Below are 17,936 nucleotides of genomic sequence, written 5' to 3' on the forward strand. Positions count from 1 at the left end.
AATTTGCGGGTACCGAAATACTGCTGTATGTAATAATGGTGCTTGGGATAATTTTAGGTATCTGGATTTTTAGTTAATCAATTTTTAACCAGCGTTACGCTATAATTGTCGGCATTTACTACCTTTTCATAAAAGTCCACAAAGTTCTGATAGCTATCTTTACCATAGGTACCATCTACCAGTTGCAATTTGCGGTTATAAGATAATTTATCATCCCTTAATTCCATTTTAGCTACGTAGCTGCCAAACGGATTAGTGATATTAACATTAAGCGGAATTTTCTCTAAATGGTAGCCTTTAGGAATAGTATAGGTTATATTGTCCTCATCAGTATAGCCTTCATTAATGTAAAAATCGGTTTGCCGGTTGCGTATTTCTTTAGGTATCCGGGTATTACGGTTTGCAGCATTGATCAGGAAATATATTTTATTAGCATTGTTTGATGCATAATCGCGGGCAGTTAATTTCAAATATTCGGTAGTTGCAGGTTGTATGCTTTTATCCTGTTTAAAATTAAATTTTTCAATATCCAGGTTGTTTATAGGATAAACATTATTCAATTCTTTGATCTGCTCGGTTTCCGAACTGTTGATTAATGATTCCCTGTTATTGTATTGTACGCCCTTAAAAACGGTTTCCATTTCGCCTGATAAAACACCTGCCTCAGTTATCAGAAAGTTAGCTTTACGGCTTTGAATGTTAGTTTGCGTGCTGTACTTTGGCGTATGCAATAAAATACCTCCGTTTGGGGTGCAGGCCAACACAACACGGTCATCCGTAAAATCGCCTAAAAAGCCAAAAGGTATTTTTTGATTGGTACACTCAAGCCAGGTGGTGTCATTTTTAAATGGCAGGCATAAAATAACGTGATTGCCCTGGTCCATACTGGCAAAGTCATCCAGCATGCTTACCTTATTACCGCCGGCTTCCACAATGCAATAGTATGAGTCTATATTTGCCACTTTAAGCAGGGCCTGCGTATAATTAACCAGCGCTTTACAATCGCCATAGCTTAATTTATCAACCTCAGCAGCTTTAAAAGGCTGGAAGCCACCAATACCTACCTGAACACTGATATAGTGCGTTTTTTGCTGCATGTACCCGTAAATCTTGCGGGCCTTTTCTTTCGGATCGGTAATGTCTTTTGTAAGCATTTTAACATAGGCTACCGTTTGCTCAGGCAATTGATCGCGGTTTACCAATAGATTGTCATACTCCCATTTACCCAAATCTCTCCAGTTCGTGAATGATCCGTTTATGCCCTCGTAGCTAAATTTTTCGGGCGCTATTTTAACAGAGCTGGTATAGCTGTATGGATTTGGACTGTAAGGTTCTTCTTTTACTGCTTTAACGTTATCGAGGTGCCAGGTATATGTTTTTGTTGAACCTGCATTTGCGATAACTGATTTTTCGGGCAGATTTGATTCTTTATAGCGGATATTAAAGTCCGGTTTACAAATAAACGTAAATGAGCTTTTTTCAATCGCCATGTTGTTATACCGGTTGGGCCGCCAATCCTGAAAATCGAGCGATTGTTTTGACCTGGTTTCATACTCATAGGCTATGGTATACGGGTAATCAGTAACAGAGGGGATATAATGCTCAATCCTCGAATCTTCAAATAACGAGAAATTATTGGCGGCGCTAACATCGGCAAAGTCCTTTTCAGAAAATTTGCTGATCTTTTTACCATAGGCATCGTAAACAACGCCCTTAACAGATTTTATGCTGATGTTTTTATTATGCCAGATGGCGATGTGTGCCAGGTCATTTCCATTTTTATTAAGAACGGTGATTGCCTTTTTAACAGTGGTAACAACGTTGTCCAAAGCCTTTACTTCAACGGTTTCTTCGCTATTGCGTACCACGGCACTGGCGTAGGGTAGCAGATTTTTAGGGATCAAACTGGCGTCGTAAGCTTCCTGGGCTATGGTTGCACCACCCGTTATCATCAGTAGTATTAAAGTTATAAATAATGATCTCATATTTTTTTCCTGAACACCATTTCGGTTTTCTCTGCCAAAATTATTTTATTGTAAAGCTCTTTCAGTGATGCATATTCTTCAGACTTATAAACTGATTTTTTTAACGACATTACATGCGAAAAAGTAAATGATTTTTCGCCCGGGATATACCTGGTTACAAAGTTTCCGCCCTCGTCCGGTAAACTCACAGCAATGTCTTCGGGTGGATTTTCAACCGTATATTTCTCGGGCAATTGTACTTGCAGGATGTATTTGGTTTCAGACGGCATCCCCCAGTCAACCGGGTAAATACGATCGGCCAGTTTAAAAGGGTTGGTAGTTATTTTATTAAACAGGTAAGGGCTAAAAGCAAACCGGTTATCATTTGAGTTTTCCAAACCATCAATTTCTACCTCGTAAGTTTCAGACAAAGGTAAATTCAGGCTATCCAAATTTGATATGTTTGATTTGATGATTTTAACATGGGTTAATACCTGGTCAAGATTTTCTACATACTCATCAACGGTGTTGAATTTTTTAATAACCTTGCGCATGCTGTAGGCGGCATACCCTTTAAAATAATTGGTAAACGTACCCTTTAGCTTCCCGTTATCCTGCAGCGTAAGATTAAGGGTATAGGTAGTGTTTTCATTTTGTGACGGGTTAATATCTATCCAGTAAGATGGTTTATCTAAACTAAAAACACGCCCCTGGTCATTAAGGCAACGTAAAGGCAACATGCCAAAACCAAGCTGAGGGTCCGTCGCATCCAATAAATAGGTTTTATCGCCGATATCGGCTTTAGCTATCACATAGTTAAAATCTGTTATTACAGGATAGACTTTATTAAGCACCCCATGATCACGGGTAGAAATTAATACAGCGTCTGCATTAACACCCGCCGCCTTTAAAGCCGCAACCAGGGCAAGGTTAATATCACCGGCACTGCCCACATGCTTATCCAGCGCCTTGCGTATATCGGCGCTGCCTGTTGCCGGGGCTTCATTCCACTTCATGTTTTTTTGAAGATAGACGTAAACAGCCCGGGCTTTATCCAAATCAGTTGTTTTACCGGCAATGGCGGCTGCAATCCTGTCTTTTAAATAGGATCTTGGTTTTAGCTGATCGGCAAAATAGTCGTCATTTTTAAGCCGTTTATCAATGTCGCTCCATTGGTCGGCTACCTTATGCACGCCGTCGGTATTAGGATTAATAAACTCGGCCAGGTCAAAATATAAAGCCGATGTAAAGTTTTTTGGGGCTGTCATATAATCTTCCCGCACAAATGCCGGAATATTGTCCATTGATACACCTGTAAACCTGCAGTCATAACGTTTGTCGCCCAGCGGAAAATATTTAGGCAAAACACTTGAAACACTTTTAGTTGGATTTAATGCCCCCCTTATCGAAATGTTATAGGTTAAAAAAACGGGTATGCGCGACTGGAACTCTGAATGTACCTTAGGTAAATCAGTTTCAAAGCGCCAGCTATGAAAGCTGTCAAAGTAAGGCGACGTTATGGTATAGGTATATTCAATTTCGCAACCCGGTTTTAAACTGGGCATTGCAAATTTAATAGTGCTTTGGTATTTGTTTTCCTGTACGCGAAAAATTTTATCCCCTGTCAGTTTTTCTCTTACCCATTTGCCATTATTGTCTTTATAATTAGTTGAACCGCTTAGGGCAAATATCGTTTCGGCTCCGTAAATGGGTATTTCTACGGTTCCGAATTTAAATCCTTCTTCGTCAAGGATCTTTATCGATGTGCGATAATAATAGTACATCCTGATGCCCCCGTCGCCGGTATACTGTACACTGGCGCTTCCATATTCGCCTATCATAAATGCGTGGGCAGAGGGATCTCCGGGATAATGGGTCATCTCCGTGTTAATGTGCACTTGCTTATTTTGGGCGGTATCCTGCGCTTTAGCGGCAAATAGGACAGCTAATGAACATAAACCTGCAAGTAAAAGTCTTCTCATATAGTAAAATTTAGGTGATGTAAATTAAACTTTTTTCACAGATATATAAAATTAGCAGTGCCACAATCAACAATTATTTTTTTGCAAACACCATCTCGGTTTTTTCGGACAAAATTATTTTGTTATATAACTCTTTCAGGTAAGAATATTCGCCTGAAGTGTATATTGATTTTTTAAATGAGATAACGTGCGAAAAAGTAAACGAGTTGTTGCCCGGTTCACAACTCACTACAAAACTACCCCCGCTATCAGGCAGGCCAATTAAAACTGGCTGGGGTGGGTTTTCAATAACCCAGCCATCCGGGAGCTGCATATTTAAAATAAACCTGGTTTCAGAAGGCATGCCCCAGTCAACCGGGAAAGACCGCTCATCAAGTTTAAAGGGGTTTTTTACTATCCTGTCAAACAAATAAGGATTAAAACTTAACTTACTGTGGTTAAGGTTGTCATAAAGGTCCATTTCAATTTCATAGTTCTCTGATACCCCAAGGTTTAGACTATCTAAATTGTATATGTTTGATTTAAGTATTTTTACTTTGGTTAATTTATCATCCAGGTTTTCTATATACTCATCAACAGAATTGAATTTTTTGATGGCCGTACGCAGCTGATAGGCTGCATATCCTTTTGAGTGTATAACCAGGCTGCCTTTAAGTTTGCCGTTTTCCTGTAAAGTAAGGTTCAATAAATACGTCCGGTTGTCGTTTTGCGCGGTCGTGATATCTGTCCAGTAAGATGGTTTAGTTAAGCTTATCACCCGCCCCTGGTCGTTAAGACAACGCAAGGGTAACATTCCGAATGCTAACAGTGGATCGGTAGCATCCAATAAATAACTTTTGCCGTCGATATTTACTTTAGCTATTACATAGTTAAACTCCGTAATAACCGGATATAGCTTATTGATCACCCCATTCTCGCGGGTTGATAATAGCACCACTTCGGTATTTAACCCGGCGGCATTGAGGGCAGATACCAGCGACAGGTTAACCTCGCCGACATTACCGGAATGAGTATCAAGCGCCTTGCGTAAACCGGTGTAACTTGTAAATGAATAATACCCGTTCCATTTTATTGTTTTCTGCAGATAAGTGTACACTGCCTTAGCTTTATCCAGATCATTTGTCAGGCCGGCAATTACCGGCAGTATCCGGTCTTTCAGCAGATCTTTTCTTTTTATCTGGCCGCCAAAATTATCATCATGCTTAAGCTGGTAATCCACATCGGCCCATTGCTTCGCGATTTTAGTGTGACCACCGGTGTAAGGATCTGTATAATCAGATAACTCAAAATACACAGCTGATAAAAAGTTTTTTGGCGCCGTCATAAAATCTTCCTCAATAAAAGCCGGGATACTGTCAATCCCAAAAGTTAAATGAGAACAATCACTTTTAGCCCCATGACTTGCAAAACATTCTTTTTCCAGTTCAGATTTATTGGTGGTTAATTTTAAAGCTCCCCTTAGGGAAACATTATAGTTCCAAAAGCCGGGTATGTAGGCCTCGTATTGGGAATGAATTTTAGGGATGTCGCTTTGAAACTGCCAGCTTTGAAAATCTTCAAAATAAGGGGTGACCTTGATATATGAATATTCAATAATGCAGCCCTTTCTTAAACCGGGCATGGCAAATTTTGTGGTGCGCCTGTTTTTATTTTCCCGTACTTCATACACCTTGGCAGGCTCCAACTGCTCGGTTTTATATATTCCATTATTATCTTTGTAAACGGTTTGACCTGTTACATCAGATATACTTTCACTGGTTTGATCATTATTATAAAGCGGTATTTCTATCGTCCCCTTATCAAAGGCAGTTTCGTCAAGTATTTTTATTTTAACATGATACTGATAAATTAATCTAACCCGTTCACCTTCGTCATTAACAATGTCCAGTTTCGAGCTGCCATGCTCATTTAAAACAACAGCGTGTGCCGATGGATCGCCGGCGTATTTAGTCATTTCACGTTCCTCTTGGGTGGTGCTGTTGGCTTTAAAATCCTGCGCGTTAACAGTTAAAAATACGCCCGAAACCAGTAAAAGGAATAGTAAAGCTTTCTTCATATAATGATAAAAATTTAGTGGCGTTAAGGTAATATATTTAATACGGATATTAAATATATTCAAATAGTTTACGGTGCTGATTTTTTTTAAGACTTTTGCAACCTGAATTGTACTGATTCCATAATATGAAATTAAATTTAAAACGCCCTTTGGCATTCTTTGATCTGGAGGCTACGGGTATTAATATTGGTGTTGACCGCATTGTTGAGATATCAGTGATTAAATTGCACCCGGATGGGAGCGAAGAGGTGAAAACATGGCGTGTTAATCCCGAAATGCCCATCCCAATCGAATCGTCATTGATACATGGTATTTATGATGAACATATTAAAGACGAGCTTACTTTTAAAGATCTGGCCCCGCTGATTGCCGAGTTTATGGATAATAGCGACCTTGCCGGTTTTAACTCCAATAAATTTGATATCCCGATGTTGATGGAGGAGTTTTTAAGAGTAGGGGTTTTATTTGATCTGGATAACCGCCATTTTGTGGACGTGCAGAATATATTCCACCAAATGGAGCAGCGCACATTGAAGGCGGCATACCAGTTTTATTGCCAAAAAGATATTATTAACGCGCATTCGGCCGAAGCAGATACCCGGGCAACTATGGAGGTATTGCTTGCGCAGCTTGAACGTTATGAAAACCAGGAGTGGGAAGATAAAAAAGGGAACCGCAGCATACCTGTTGTAAATCATGTTGAGGGATTGCATAAGTTTACCAATTTAAACCGCCCGGTTGATTTTGCCGGCAGAATGGCCTTTAATGAAAACGGCGAAGAAGTGTTTAATTTTGGTAAACACAAAGGCAAGAGGGTAGAAGACGTATTTAACATGGAGCCCAGCTATTATTCATGGATGATGCAGGGCGATTTTCCGCTATATACAAAGCGTAAGCTGGAAGAAATATATAAGCGCTGGAATGATAAAAGGCAAGCTGAGCGCCAGCAAAAGGCTTCCCAACCCCGGCCTGAAAATGCAGCCAAAAAGGATATTACAACTCCAAATATTCAAAAAGAACTATTTCAAAAAACCGATCCGCCAAAAACATACAGTAAACCTTACGAGAATAAACCATTTAAAAAGAAAGAAGAGCCGGCAGCACCAGTTAACGAGGATATGTTGAAACTGCTTGCAGATAAGTTTAAGAAGGGATTGTAGCAAGGTTTGTCATTGTCAGCAATGGCAGGAGAAGTAGTAATTCAACAAAAAAACGCCCGACCCGGGGGCCAGGCGTTTTTAATCAGCAGCAAATCTGTAAGCCGGGTTCTGTTTTGCCGAATGGCAATTTCTATCATTAATCTGGCCCTGCCATTGCTGACAGGTTCAATCAACCTACCCATCCCGACGGCCCTGATTGCTCAGGACAGGAAGCGAGCCGCTTCACTTTCGGAACCTATTTGGTTTTTCAACTCCTGAGGTTTACCGCAATCCCGGTCGCCCGGAAAAGCCGTGAGCTCTTACCTCACGTTTTCACCCTTACCCTGTAAACAGGGCGGTATATTTTCTGTGGCACTTGCTGTCGCCGGCTGCCGGCGCCTTCCCGTTAGGAAGCAGGATGCTCTGTGTTGCCCGGACTTTCCTCCGCTTTAACCGTAGGCTATAAGCAGCGATAGAACGTTTTGCGCTATAAAGGTAAGCATTTGAACTGATTTTTATGACCCTTTATAGTCAGTAGGCGTTAAAGCACGATGCACATTGGTCTTACGCTTCTTCTTTAAAAAATACTTTATAATAGTTCATCGCCTTGTCGTCATCAAAGCCCTTTTCTATCAACTTATTATCACCATGGATATAGATGTGGAAGTTCTTATCCAGTTTCAATACGCTTTTATAAATGCGGGCTTGTTTTTTAACTGCGTTGTTTGAGATTTCGAAGGTATCGCCAATTTTGGTGTCAAACTCGTCTTCGTATTGGTTCTTAAAAGTTTTAAATGACTCTATGGCTTTAGGGTTGGCAATAACCTCGCCGGCAAACTCATCCATGTCAAAGGTTTCTTTTTCCTTAAAATACTTCATGGAGCGGTTAAGCAGATCTATCTTATCTGTCTTGCTCATATCAAACTCCTCATCGATTTTATTGGTGACGAAGTTCTTGTAGATACCGAGAGCGTTGCTGGTTTGATTATAACTATCATTGCGGATCTTGAGCTGTAGAAAATCATCTTTCCAGTAAACAGCGGCATCCTGCCCGCTGCTTGCTTTATCAACTACCACTACTTTATAGCCGTTTTCTTTTTCAATATTAAATATTAGGCAGCCTTTATCCAGTTTATTGATGTTGATGGCGTTTTCTTCGTAATCAACCGCGAAACCACCTTTTTCGGGATAAACTTTTAGGTAAGTCTCTTTGTTTTCTGATTTGAAAATGCCAATTGCGTCCAGCAAATTACCCTCAATCTGCACATCTTTAAAATAAGCTACATATAACTCGCCCGATTTTATTTTAGGGTGATTAGCTACCTTATACAGGTATTTGGCTATTTGTTCTGACGCTTCATGAAACTTCTCCTTATCCTCGAAAATCTGCGAAGCAAAATGGTGAATTTCGTTCAGGGCCAGGTCGCCGCTGCTATGCATCAGGTGATAAACCTCGACAGATTTCTCAAACGGGCTTAAAAAATATTGTTTTAATAAGCTTGAAATCAGCTCGTCTTTTAAAACAAGTGGATGATCAGACAGGGCATACATTTCACTTAATGACTGATTGCCAACATGATGTACAGAAATTGTTTTTAGCGAAGCTTCAAAAGAGGTTACCATAATTGAGGCGCAATTTAGTTTTTTTACTTTAGGGTTATGGCTATTGTTGATAGTAATTTGCGACCTTTGCCCTCGATGACTAATACCGAAGAAACCATTGTTGCTTTAGCCACGCCCGCGGGTATAGGGGCCATCGGCGTTATCCGATTATCGGGCCCGGATGCAATTAAAATAGCTAACAGCGTATTTAAAGGCAGGGACCTGACTAAACAACAATCGCATACCATCCACTTTGGTAATATTGTTGATGGGGATGTGATATTGGACGAGGTATTGGCTTCTTTATTCATCGCCCCGAGATCATACACGCGCGAAAACGTGGTCGAAATCTCATGTCACGGTTCTAATTATATCATCGAATCTATTATAAAGCTGCTGATTAGGAACGGTGCACGATCTGCAAAAGCCGGCGAATTCACATTAAGGGCATTTCTGAACGGGCAGATGGACCTTTCGCAGGCAGAAGCAGTTGCTGATCTGATTGCGTCAAATTCAAAAGCCTCACAGCAGGTTGCCTTACAGCAGCTAAGGGGGGGATTTAGCAATCAACTGCAGAACCTGCGCGAACAGCTAGTTCAATTTGCCTCGCTAATTGAACTGGAACTGGACTTTGCCGAGGAGGATGTTGAGTTTGCTAACCGCGATCAGCTAAAAAAACTGATCTATGAAATTGCGCGCGTAATCAGCGCGCTGGTACAGTCGTTTGAGTTGGGGAACGTAATAAAACAAGGTGTTAACACAGTTATTGCCGGTCGCCCCAATGCCGGTAAATCCACCCTGTTAAATGCATTACTGAATGAGGAACGGGCCATTGTAAGTCATATCCCCGGTACCACACGCGATACCATTGAAGAGATTTTAAATATCAATGGCATAAATTTCAGGCTGATAGATACCGCCGGCATCCGTGAGGCTACCGATGCCATTGAAAAAATAGGGGTAGAGCGTACCATGGAAAAGATTAGACAATCAGCCCTGCTGGTATATGTTTATGACGCCGCCCAAATAACTCTGGCCGAGCTAAATACTGACCTCGAAAGCCTGCAGCGGCCGGGTATAACCTTATTGGTGGTAGCCAATAAAGCAGACTTGCTCACCCCGAAACAATTAGCGGCCTTACCTGCCAATGCAAATGTCATCTCGGCAAAAGAAAAAACGCATATTGACGAATTAAAATCAAAGATATACCATTCGGCTATAAAGAACCAGCTGGATGGAAATGAAACCCTGGTAACCAACATACGCCACCTGGAAGCACTGCAAAAAACAGAACAAGCTTTAGTCAGGGTACTCGCTGGTATAGACACAGTTACCTCTGACTTTTTATCAATGGATATTAAACAGGCCCTGCATTATCTGGGCGAAATTACTGGCGCTGTAACGACAGACGATTTGCTCGAGAATATATTTAGTAAGTTCTGTATCGGCAAGTAGTCGACACAACTACTTGATAATCAATTATTTATGAAATAAAAACAGAAAGTAAAATTCTTCATTTTCATTTCTTAAATACCATGTTATCAGGCGTTTACAAATAAAACCAATCGGTATATTTTTGCTTTTTGTTACTATTAGAAAGTAATTTTGTTGCTTTTTTGGTTCCCAAATCATCTTTTGTTCCTCATTTTTAGAGTATTTATTAATCGTTGTAACTATCGGTAACTAAATAGCACTAAACGATACTAAACGCCACAGAACATTACAATTAGGGAGAAACAACGACCGATATCGTTGTGATGATTTTCTTGGAGTAAGTGTTAGTATGGATAATTAGATTGTGGAAATTTAAAATATATGAGTTCAAATTTCACGATCCAAAGAAAATGTGTGCATTGTAAACAAATATTCAATGCCAAAACCACTGTCACTCGATTTTGTGGCAAGCTGTGTAATAAACGTTTTAATGCTACAAGACAGCGAAATGATAAGATTGAAACGGAAAACCTACATCCTATTATTTTGTCCGCTCAAGCAATGCAACCTCTTAAGAGTGTAGAGTTTTTAGATACTCAAAAAGCTGCAATACTGCTTGGCGTATCGCGCAGCTTTATTTATTATTTAATAAATACCGGTAAACTCGCCGCCTACAATCTTTCCGTTCGTCGAACGATCATTCTAAAAAGAGACATCGAGCAGTTATTTCAGTCGAGGACTCTTATAGCGCCTCTTCCCAAAAAGCAGGTATCCAAAATGCCCGTAATGGATGACTGTTATAATATGAGCGAGTTACACGAGAAGTTTAAAATCTCAGACGCAGCGATATATAATTTAATCAAAAGAAATAATATAGATAAGTTTCAGGTAGGTCGTTTCACCTATGTTGCCAAGAAAAATATTGATTCAATTTTACTTAATCAAATATGATGGCAAACGTAACTATAAGAAGAAAATCGCTATCAAAGAACCGCCAGTCACTTTATTTAGACTATTCACCACCCTTATTCAACTCATCTAAAAATAAGCTTCAGAGATATGAATATCTAAAGCTGTTTATTTATAATAAGCCTAATAGTAATATTGAGCGGAAACATAATAAGGAAACAATTAAGTTAGCTGAGTGGGTTAGGCTCAAACGACATCTTGACGTACAGAGTAACAGGTTTGGATTTTTATCTGAATCTAATAGAGGAGGTAATTTTATCAATTACTTTAAAAAGTATACTGCAAAGCGCCAGAAAACGGATTCCGATAACATGGCTATGGCTTTTCGGTATTTTGAAGATTTTATAACCAGCAATAATCTTAAAACTTGTGATCTGAATGACTCAATATGTGAGGGTTTTAGATCCTATCTTTTGAATAATCCTGGAATCAGCGTTAGAGAAAAGCCAATTTCGAGAAACACGGCCGTTAGCTATTTTGCGAAATTTAGATCCGCTTTAAAAGAAGCGTTTAGCAAGGGATTGCTGGCGGAAGATTTCTATTCGTTAGTCAAGCCTATAAAAGCAAACGAAACACATCGCGAACGTTTGGAATTGACGGAACTCCAAATACTAATATCGACGCCAATGGAACCTGCTGTAGTTAAACGCGCAGCAATATTTTCTGCTTTAACAGGTCTTAGGTTTTCAGATGTTAAAGCTTTAAAATGGTCTGAGCTACGAGGTCAGCCTGGCAAGTACTACTTACAGTATTGCCAACAAAAAACGTTGGTTGCTGAATACATGCCAATTTCTGACGATGCTGTTAAGTTAATGGGAAGCAAAAAGAAGCTACACGAGGCGGTTTTCCAAAACTTGAAATACTCTTCGATCAGAGTTTTCTTAATAAGGTGGCTTGCAAAAGCTGGTATTAAAAAGAATATAACGTTCCATTGTTTTAGACATACTTATGCAACCCTGCAACTTGAATTTGGAACTGACCTTTATACTGTTTCTAAGATGCTTGGTCATAAGCATATTAAAACAACGCAGGTTTATGCAAAGGTAGTGGATAGACAGAAAAATCAAACTGTAAATAAAATAAAGGTAAACATAGGTAAGTTAAATATGGTTAATTCGTTTTAAAGCTATAAACAATAGGCCGGTTTATTCCGGCCTTTTCATTTTAACACGTTAAAAATTTATTTGTTGAATGGGATTCTTTTGGTTCTTGGTTCGAGCCCAGCTTTACCTCACCATGTGAAAAACGATCCAGAACCCAGTTACGCGTAGCGCTATACAATGTCTTAGTAATTTATTTACAAAAAAGTTTCCATATGTGGAAACTTTTTTGTAGCTTTGTAGTTCATTATAATTAACAGAGTATGAAACAAACAACAACGGGGAATGAAAAAATATGAGGTAGAAATCACAGAGGAGGCGGAAGCCTTTCTTGAGGGACTCCAGGAGTCAACAAGAAAAAAATTTATCAAGGTGTTCACTAAAGTCGAATTGGGATTTATTACCAAGGATGATTTTAAAAAACTGGCAGGTGCGGATGACTTATGGGAGTTCAGGGTCCAGGATAGTAACAGTTGGTATAGGGTGTTTGCCTTCATCCTAAAGGAAAATGGTAAGGAAATTGCTACAATTTTCGCCATCAATGGCTTTCAAAAAAAGGGGAACAAAACCCCTGCTAACGAAATTGAGAGAGCAAAGCGGTTGAAGAAAAGTATAACCGCCAGTATTAAATCGTAAATTACACGTAGCCTACTACGCTTCCTGCCCTTCGGGGTGGGAAGATTGTAGTAAATTCGTACAACATATTAGATAAAATAGCAAAAATGAAAGAACAAAAATCGACCGGTCAAGACATGCCATTATCAGACGGTACGATTGTTAACCTTTCCGACAATCGAAAAAGAGGGAAATCATTAGACCAATACAAAGATGAACAACTGGGAAAGGAAGGAACAACAGAACGGGATCTCTTTGAGTTGGAACTGAGAATGGAAATGATTCAGGAACTTATTCGAGACACCAGAAAGAAAAGGAATTTATCCCAGCAGGATCTGGGAGATCTTATTGGAGTTAATAAAGCGCAAATTTCCAAGTTGGAAAAAGGCTACACGAATGCAACTATTTCATTGGTGTCAAAAGTATTCAAGGCATTGAATGCAAAAGTCAAATTATCCGTCCAGTTAGATCAGGAAGAATTCGAATTAGTATAATCTATTATTCTTAAAACAAAAAAGGTCAGAGATTTCTGACCTTTTTTGTTTCCATTTTAAATCATTGTCTTTAATCTGTACTCAACTTGATTAAAGTTAATGATATGAGGATTATCTACCATTAACGGAAAGCGAGATCAGTACCCAATAAATCAATAGAACAATTACCGAATAGTAATATTAAAATCTTTTCTAATAAATAGCTATCTTAGGAAGATAAACCTTATAATTTTTTCATGACTGACTATGTACATGACCCTTTAAGGGAACTTACGGAAATTAGAAATCAACTTTCTTATACCAAACGACTAGGTTTTCTATTCGGCGCTGGAACATCCAAAGCTATGGGTATATCAGATATAACTGCCTTAACTAAAAAGATCGAAGACAGTTTAAAGGCCCCTCACAAAGATTTTTTTTTGACAATAAAAGGTAGTCTCGATAAAGACCAGCAACATATCGAAGCGATACTGAATCAGATTCGTTTAATAAGGCAAATCACCCATGACAAAAAAGCCAAACTTTATGATCGCATTACAGGGGAAGATGCTAAAAATTTGGACAAAGCTATATGCGATTCGATTTATCAGATAATCAGCACTGAAGAACTCTCTGCGGAAGTGAGTATTTCTAAAAAATTCATTAGTTGGTTGAACTGGATGTCAAGAGATTTTGTCAAAGAAATATTCACCACCAATTATGATATGATTTTCGAAAAATCTTTCGAGAGTCTGCTAATTCCATTTTACGATGGCTTTATAGGGTCCTTTGAACCATTTTTCGCGCATGAAACTTTAGATAGTAAATCAAGATATGATAAACCGCCGGTTTCCTGGATTCGGATTTGGAAGCTGCATGGCTCATTAGGCTGGTTTTGGAAACTTAATGAGGATAAGAAAACGTATCGTGTTATCAGGTTGAGCGCTGGTTCGAAAGACAAATATCCCGATTCCGAATTGGTAATTTATCCATCGCGTGATAAATATGAATCATCTCGCAAGCAACCGTTTACCAGTTATTTTGACAGGTTGAAGGAGTCACTAATTTCAGGTGAAGGAATCTTCATTATAAGTGGTTATTCATTTTCTGATGAGCATGTCAACGAATTGATTTTCAATGGACTAAACCAGAATAACAGATTACATATAATTGCTTTTTTCTATAGCGATGATCCAATTGATGCAATAGTGAAACAGGCTAAAAATGTCCCGAATTTCACACTTATTGGTCCAACTAAGGCTTCAATATCCGGAATTTATGGAAAGTGGACTTTAAATAAAACTGGAGAATTAATTGATCCGTTTTGGAATACTGCCGATAGCAAATTGAAACTGGGGGACTTTAAAGAGCTGGTGAATTTTCTAATATTATCGTCTGGTTTAAAGGATCGATTAGATGGCCACGTGAAATGAATAGTGATATAACATATTTAGGAAGGGTCATTAATGTCAATAGCGGTAGCGTTGAAGTTGAAATTTGCAAAGAAATACCTTCCGCAGCGCCGATTATAAACGGAAGGTTATATAAAATAGGCCAAATCGGAACTTTTGTTAAATTTCCTGTTGGGAACTTAACGCTATTTGGTTTAGTATCCTCTGTGAGCAATACTCCTGCTTCTATTGAAAATGTAGAATATGAACCTAACTACGGTTCCCGGTTCTTGCAAGTGCAACTCATCGGCGAAAAGCTGGGCAATGATTCGTTTGAAAAAGGTATTGGCACTTTTCCTACAATAAACGATGAAGTTCATTTGGTTACGGAAGATGATCTGCGACAAATTTATGGTGTAAAATCAAACGGATTTATTGAGGTTGGCAAACATGCGTCTTCCGAAAATTTACCTGTTTTTTTGAGCTTGCATAATTTAGTATTAAGGCATTCCGCCATACTCGGTTCCACAGGCAGCGGCAAGTCTAACGCCACGGCCAATATCATTAAACGAATACTTGAAGACAATACTGGATCGCGTATAGTGTTGGTAGACACCCACGGGGAATATCCTTCCGCATTTGACAAAAAAGCAAAAGTGTTCAAGATCAATGATCCGGAAAGTCCTTTATGTGTTCCTTACTGGATGATGAGTTTTGACGAATTATCTTTCTTTTTAGTAGGCCGAACTGAAGGGCAGGAAAAACCAGAGGACAAACAACTTCGGGAAAAAATTTTGGAGTTAAAGAAAGCAAATTGCACCATTTTAAAAGCCGGTGCTGTAAACGAGGATTACGTGACGGCGGATTCACCAATTCCATTTGATATTAAAAAGATGTGGTATGATTTTGATCGAGAATTAAATGCGACCTATAATCATAATAGTGAACATACAACGGCAAATGAATGCCTCGAAGAAGAAGGCGATCCGGCAACTTTAAGACCAGCAAAATTCACACCCTATTCTTCGAATAATACAGCGCCTTTCAGGTCAAAAAAGCAGACAATGTACCCTTATGTGGGCAAAATATATTCCAGGATAAAGGATAGCCGCTATAGTTTTATGTTTAACCCTCCGGACTATTCAGATGCTACTAGTAAACATGATCTAGACGAATTATTAAGGAACTGGATAGGCAATGAGGAAAGACTTACAATCTTAGATTTAAGCGGGATTCCTTTTGAATTGATTGATATTTCTGTTGGTTTGATAAGCCGATTTTTGTATGATTCAATGTATTGGGGAAGATTTGATGAATATACAGGTAGGGGCAGGCCTTTGCTAATGGTTTATGAGGAAGCGCATTCATATTTACCGCGATCTGAAAGAACCTTAAATGTTTATGGTTATGCAAGGAAAGCAGTTGAAAAAATCTTCAAAGAAGGCAGGAAATTTGGAATTGGTGCTATGGTAGTTACTCAGCGGCCTTCTGAAATATCAGAAACCATTTTAGCCCAGATTGGGACATTTATTGCACTAAGATTGACGAACAGCGGCGATAAAAATACGGTTCAGTCCTCAGCTCCAAATAACATGAACAGCTTAATAGAATTGTTGCCTTCTTTAAGGATCGGCGAAGCAATTGTTGTAGGAGAAGCAATAAATATACCGTCTAGGGTAAGGATAAATTTGGTAGATCCGAGGCCTTCAAGTAATGATCCGGATTTATCTACCGCATGGCACAAGACTTTTATTGGTCATAAAGACGATTATAAATCCGTCGTTTTATCGATAAGGGAACAAAAAATAGTCACTAAAACAAAAAAATAAATATTATGGAAATGATTTCAGTTGATTCGTCCAATATCTCACAAATTGGATATGACGCAGATAATGCTATTCTAAGGATCGAATTTAAAAAAGACAATTCTGCTTACGAATATTATGACGTCCCCCAGTACGAATTTGATGCTTTAATGAGTGCTGAATCCTTAGGGAGTCATGCGAATAAAAATATATATAAAGTATACAGACAACAAAAAGTAGGGTAACTTTAAATAATGATCAAGTTAAATCAACAATTAGAGCGTCTTGAAATTCAATCGTTTGAAATAGAAAATGCGGTTGTATTTAATTATTTCGATAATCAACCAGCTGATCAGCGCGAGGAAAAACTGCTTCGCGCTATCTATATTGGTGTGCTGGCATTAATGGAAGACCGCATTTCTGCCTTTCTTTCCAAAACTTCAAACGAATTAGGAACAGAGCTGGAAAGTTTAAAACTCATCTTTGAAATGAAAAAGGAGCTGTTTTTCAAGTCGTCAGTCAAAGGGATATTAGCTGAGGAAGAGATAGCGGATTACCTGAATACATATTTCGATCAAAGGCATCTAAAAGATAGGGCTATATTGGTTAGGAATACTCCAGGGCTATTAAAAGGCAACAAGACAGGAGACATTATCTGCGAGCTAGATGGTAAAAACGATGAAACAATTGTTATTGAGTGTAAGTTTGATAAAAATATTCGTTTGGGCGATATCAGCAAGCAAGATATTTTTACAAAAAGAACAGATACGGCTTGGAGTCAGCTAATAGAATCACAAGCCAATCGCGGCTCAAAAATCAGTCTGATTGTTTTCGATGTTTCTATAGTAGATCATACGATTTTAACAAAAATTGAAAATGTCGGCTACATTCCCGGAATTGGTTTTGTTGTTATTGTTAATTCGCAAAAAGGTGATTTTTCAAATTTAGCTATTGCTTATATGCTTGCTAGAGACATAGCCGTTAACTCACAAAAACTGGAATTTGATAAAGATTTACTTGCAATAATTGTAAACAGAGTCATTAAAGACCTTAATGAAATATTCACTATAAAAACACTAGTCGAATCTAATATTGAGAACAATAAATCCATCTTAAAGCAATTAGAAAAGAGTATTCTACTTATGGAATTCAACCAACATTATCTAAAAAAATTCCTCAATGACGGAACGTTGACGAAAACGGACCTATTAAATTATTATCAAGGGGAGGACATAAAAGACAAATACAAAGTGATAGAGCGAGAGATTAATAACTCAATTTAATTGAGATAGTCACAATTTAATCTGACAGTTACGATAATTTAAAACACGTAACAGAGATTAGTATTATGACAACCCAAGCAAAGATCATCAAAAACAAGATGGGCATATTGGAGCTTGCCCAAC

The 17,936-nt window shown here is 38.6% G+C and carries 14 protein-coding genes and 1 other RNA gene; 10 read left to right on the plus strand and 5 right to left on the minus strand.

What is annotated here, in order from left to right:
* Positions 1 to 77: 77 nt before the first annotated feature.
* The 3 genes from LJ658_RS19065 to LJ658_RS19075 form a co-directional block, all read right to left on the minus strand.
* On the minus strand, positions 78 to 1,985 hold the full coding sequence (locus tag LJ658_RS19065) for a DUF3857 domain-containing protein (RefSeq protein WP_230548147.1): 1,908 nt from the start codon (positions 1,983 to 1,985) through the stop codon (positions 78 to 80).
* Positions 1,982 to 3,946 carry a transglutaminase domain-containing protein gene (locus tag LJ658_RS19070; protein WP_230548148.1) on the minus strand — a complete coding sequence of 655 codons (1,965 nt, stop codon included), beginning with the start codon at positions 3,944 to 3,946 and terminating at the stop codon, positions 1,982 to 1,984. Before LJ658_RS19070 ends, LJ658_RS19065 begins: the two co-directional genes overlap by 4 nt.
* A gap of 73 nt (positions 3,947 to 4,019) precedes the next feature.
* Positions 4,020 to 6,002, minus strand: a complete 1,983-nt coding sequence (locus LJ658_RS19075; protein WP_230548149.1) for a DUF3857 domain-containing protein — start codon at positions 6,000 to 6,002, stop codon at positions 4,020 to 4,022.
* Between the two features lie 125 nt (positions 6,003 to 6,127).
* On the opposite strand from LJ658_RS19075, the gene LJ658_RS19080 reads away from it, so the two are divergent.
* The gene (locus LJ658_RS19080) at positions 6,128 to 7,162 is read left to right on the plus strand and encodes a 3'-5' exonuclease (protein ID WP_230548150.1); all 1,035 of its coding nucleotides are present in this window, start codon (positions 6,128 to 6,130) and stop codon (positions 7,160 to 7,162) included.
* Between the two features lie 80 nt (positions 7,163 to 7,242).
* Here the strand turns inward: LJ658_RS19080 and rnpB are convergent.
* Together rnpB and LJ658_RS19090 are read right to left on the minus strand one after the other, a co-directional pair.
* An RNA gene (rnpB, locus tag LJ658_RS19085) (RNase P RNA component class A) lies at positions 7,243 to 7,630 on the minus strand.
* Positions 7,631 to 7,705: 75 nt separating this feature from the next.
* Positions 7,706 to 8,764 (minus strand): nucleoid-associated protein, encoded by a 1,059-nt coding sequence (locus LJ658_RS19090; RefSeq protein ID WP_230548151.1) that lies wholly within the window; start codon positions 8,762 to 8,764, stop codon positions 7,706 to 7,708.
* A 36-nt stretch (positions 8,765 to 8,800) separates the two neighbouring features.
* Here LJ658_RS19090 and mnmE point away from each other — a divergent pair, with 36 nt between their 5' ends.
* The 9 genes from mnmE (at position 8,801) to LJ658_RS19135 (ending at position 17,813) form a co-directional block, all read left to right on the plus strand.
* Positions 8,801 to 10,198, plus strand: a complete 1,398-nt coding sequence (mnmE, locus tag LJ658_RS19095; RefSeq protein WP_230548152.1) for a tRNA uridine-5-carboxymethylaminomethyl(34) synthesis GTPase MnmE — start codon at positions 8,801 to 8,803, stop codon at positions 10,196 to 10,198.
* Positions 10,199 to 10,558: 360 nt separating this feature from the next.
* The gene (locus tag LJ658_RS19100; protein ID WP_230548153.1) at positions 10,559 to 11,128 is read left to right on the plus strand and encodes a helix-turn-helix domain-containing protein; all 570 of its coding nucleotides are present in this window, start codon (positions 10,559 to 10,561) and stop codon (positions 11,126 to 11,128) included.
* A complete protein-coding gene (locus tag LJ658_RS19105; protein WP_230548154.1) occupies positions 11,125 to 12,270 on the plus strand; it encodes a site-specific integrase in 1,146 nt (381 codons plus the stop codon). The genes LJ658_RS19100 and LJ658_RS19105 overlap by 4 nt, the downstream gene beginning before the upstream one ends.
* 261 nt (positions 12,271 to 12,531) lie before the next feature.
* Positions 12,532 to 12,882, plus strand: a complete 351-nt coding sequence (locus LJ658_RS19110) for a type II toxin-antitoxin system RelE/ParE family toxin (RefSeq protein ID WP_230548155.1) — start codon at positions 12,532 to 12,534, stop codon at positions 12,880 to 12,882.
* 86 nt (positions 12,883 to 12,968) lie between these two features.
* On the plus strand, positions 12,969 to 13,355 hold the full coding sequence (locus tag LJ658_RS19115; RefSeq protein ID WP_230548156.1) for a helix-turn-helix transcriptional regulator: 387 nt from the start codon (positions 12,969 to 12,971) through the stop codon (positions 13,353 to 13,355).
* Between the two features lie 236 nt (positions 13,356 to 13,591).
* Positions 13,592 to 14,767: an SIR2 family protein gene (locus LJ658_RS19120; RefSeq protein WP_230548157.1), complete on the plus strand. Its 1,176-nt coding sequence runs from the start codon at positions 13,592 to 13,594 to the stop codon at positions 14,765 to 14,767.
* Positions 14,764 to 16,554: an ATP-binding protein gene (locus LJ658_RS19125; protein WP_230548158.1), complete on the plus strand. Its 1,791-nt coding sequence runs from the start codon at positions 14,764 to 14,766 to the stop codon at positions 16,552 to 16,554. The genes LJ658_RS19120 and LJ658_RS19125 overlap by 4 nt, the downstream gene beginning before the upstream one ends.
* 5 nt (positions 16,555 to 16,559) lie before the next feature.
* Positions 16,560 to 16,775 (plus strand): KTSC domain-containing protein, encoded by a 216-nt coding sequence (locus LJ658_RS19130; RefSeq protein WP_230548159.1) that lies wholly within the window; start codon positions 16,560 to 16,562, stop codon positions 16,773 to 16,775.
* A gap of 9 nt (positions 16,776 to 16,784) precedes the next feature.
* The gene (locus LJ658_RS19135) at positions 16,785 to 17,813 is read left to right on the plus strand and encodes a hypothetical protein (RefSeq protein WP_230548160.1); all 1,029 of its coding nucleotides are present in this window, start codon (positions 16,785 to 16,787) and stop codon (positions 17,811 to 17,813) included.
* The last annotated feature ends 123 nt before the right edge of the window (positions 17,814 to 17,936 follow it).

Origin of the sequence: Mucilaginibacter sp. UR6-11, from assembly GCF_020880695.1 — a bacterium.
GTDB lineage: Bacteria > Bacteroidota > Bacteroidia > Sphingobacteriales > Sphingobacteriaceae > Mucilaginibacter.

Bases quoted from the DNA above. Each gene is read 5' to 3' on its own strand.
- LJ658_RS19065 (WP_230548147.1), bottom strand. From the start codon at position 1,985: ATGAGATCATTATTTATAACTTTAATACTACTGATGATAACGGGTGGT.
- LJ658_RS19070 (WP_230548148.1), bottom strand. From the start codon at position 3,946: ATGAGAAGACTTTTACTTGCAGGTTTATGTTCATTAGCTGTCCTATTT.
- LJ658_RS19075 (WP_230548149.1), bottom strand. From the start codon at position 6,002: ATGAAGAAAGCTTTACTATTCCTTTTACTGGTTTCGGGCGTATTTTTA.
- LJ658_RS19080 (WP_230548150.1), top strand. From the start codon at position 6,128: ATGAAATTAAATTTAAAACGCCCTTTGGCATTCTTTGATCTGGAGGCT.
- LJ658_RS19090 (WP_230548151.1), bottom strand. From the start codon at position 8,764: ATGGTAACCTCTTTTGAAGCTTCGCTAAAAACAATTTCTGTACATCAT.
- mnmE (WP_230548152.1), top strand. From the start codon at position 8,801: ATGGCTATTGTTGATAGTAATTTGCGACCTTTGCCCTCGATGACTAAT.
- LJ658_RS19100 (WP_230548153.1), top strand. From the start codon at position 10,559: ATGAGTTCAAATTTCACGATCCAAAGAAAATGTGTGCATTGTAAACAA.
- LJ658_RS19105 (WP_230548154.1), top strand. From the start codon at position 11,125: ATGATGGCAAACGTAACTATAAGAAGAAAATCGCTATCAAAGAACCGC.
- LJ658_RS19110 (WP_230548155.1), top strand. From the start codon at position 12,532: ATGAAAAAATATGAGGTAGAAATCACAGAGGAGGCGGAAGCCTTTCTT.
- LJ658_RS19115 (WP_230548156.1), top strand. From the start codon at position 12,969: ATGAAAGAACAAAAATCGACCGGTCAAGACATGCCATTATCAGACGGT.
- LJ658_RS19120 (WP_230548157.1), top strand. From the start codon at position 13,592: ATGACTGACTATGTACATGACCCTTTAAGGGAACTTACGGAAATTAGA.
- LJ658_RS19125 (WP_230548158.1), top strand. From the start codon at position 14,764: ATGAATAGTGATATAACATATTTAGGAAGGGTCATTAATGTCAATAGC.
- LJ658_RS19130 (WP_230548159.1), top strand. From the start codon at position 16,560: ATGGAAATGATTTCAGTTGATTCGTCCAATATCTCACAAATTGGATAT.
- LJ658_RS19135 (WP_230548160.1), top strand. From the start codon at position 16,785: ATGATCAAGTTAAATCAACAATTAGAGCGTCTTGAAATTCAATCGTTT.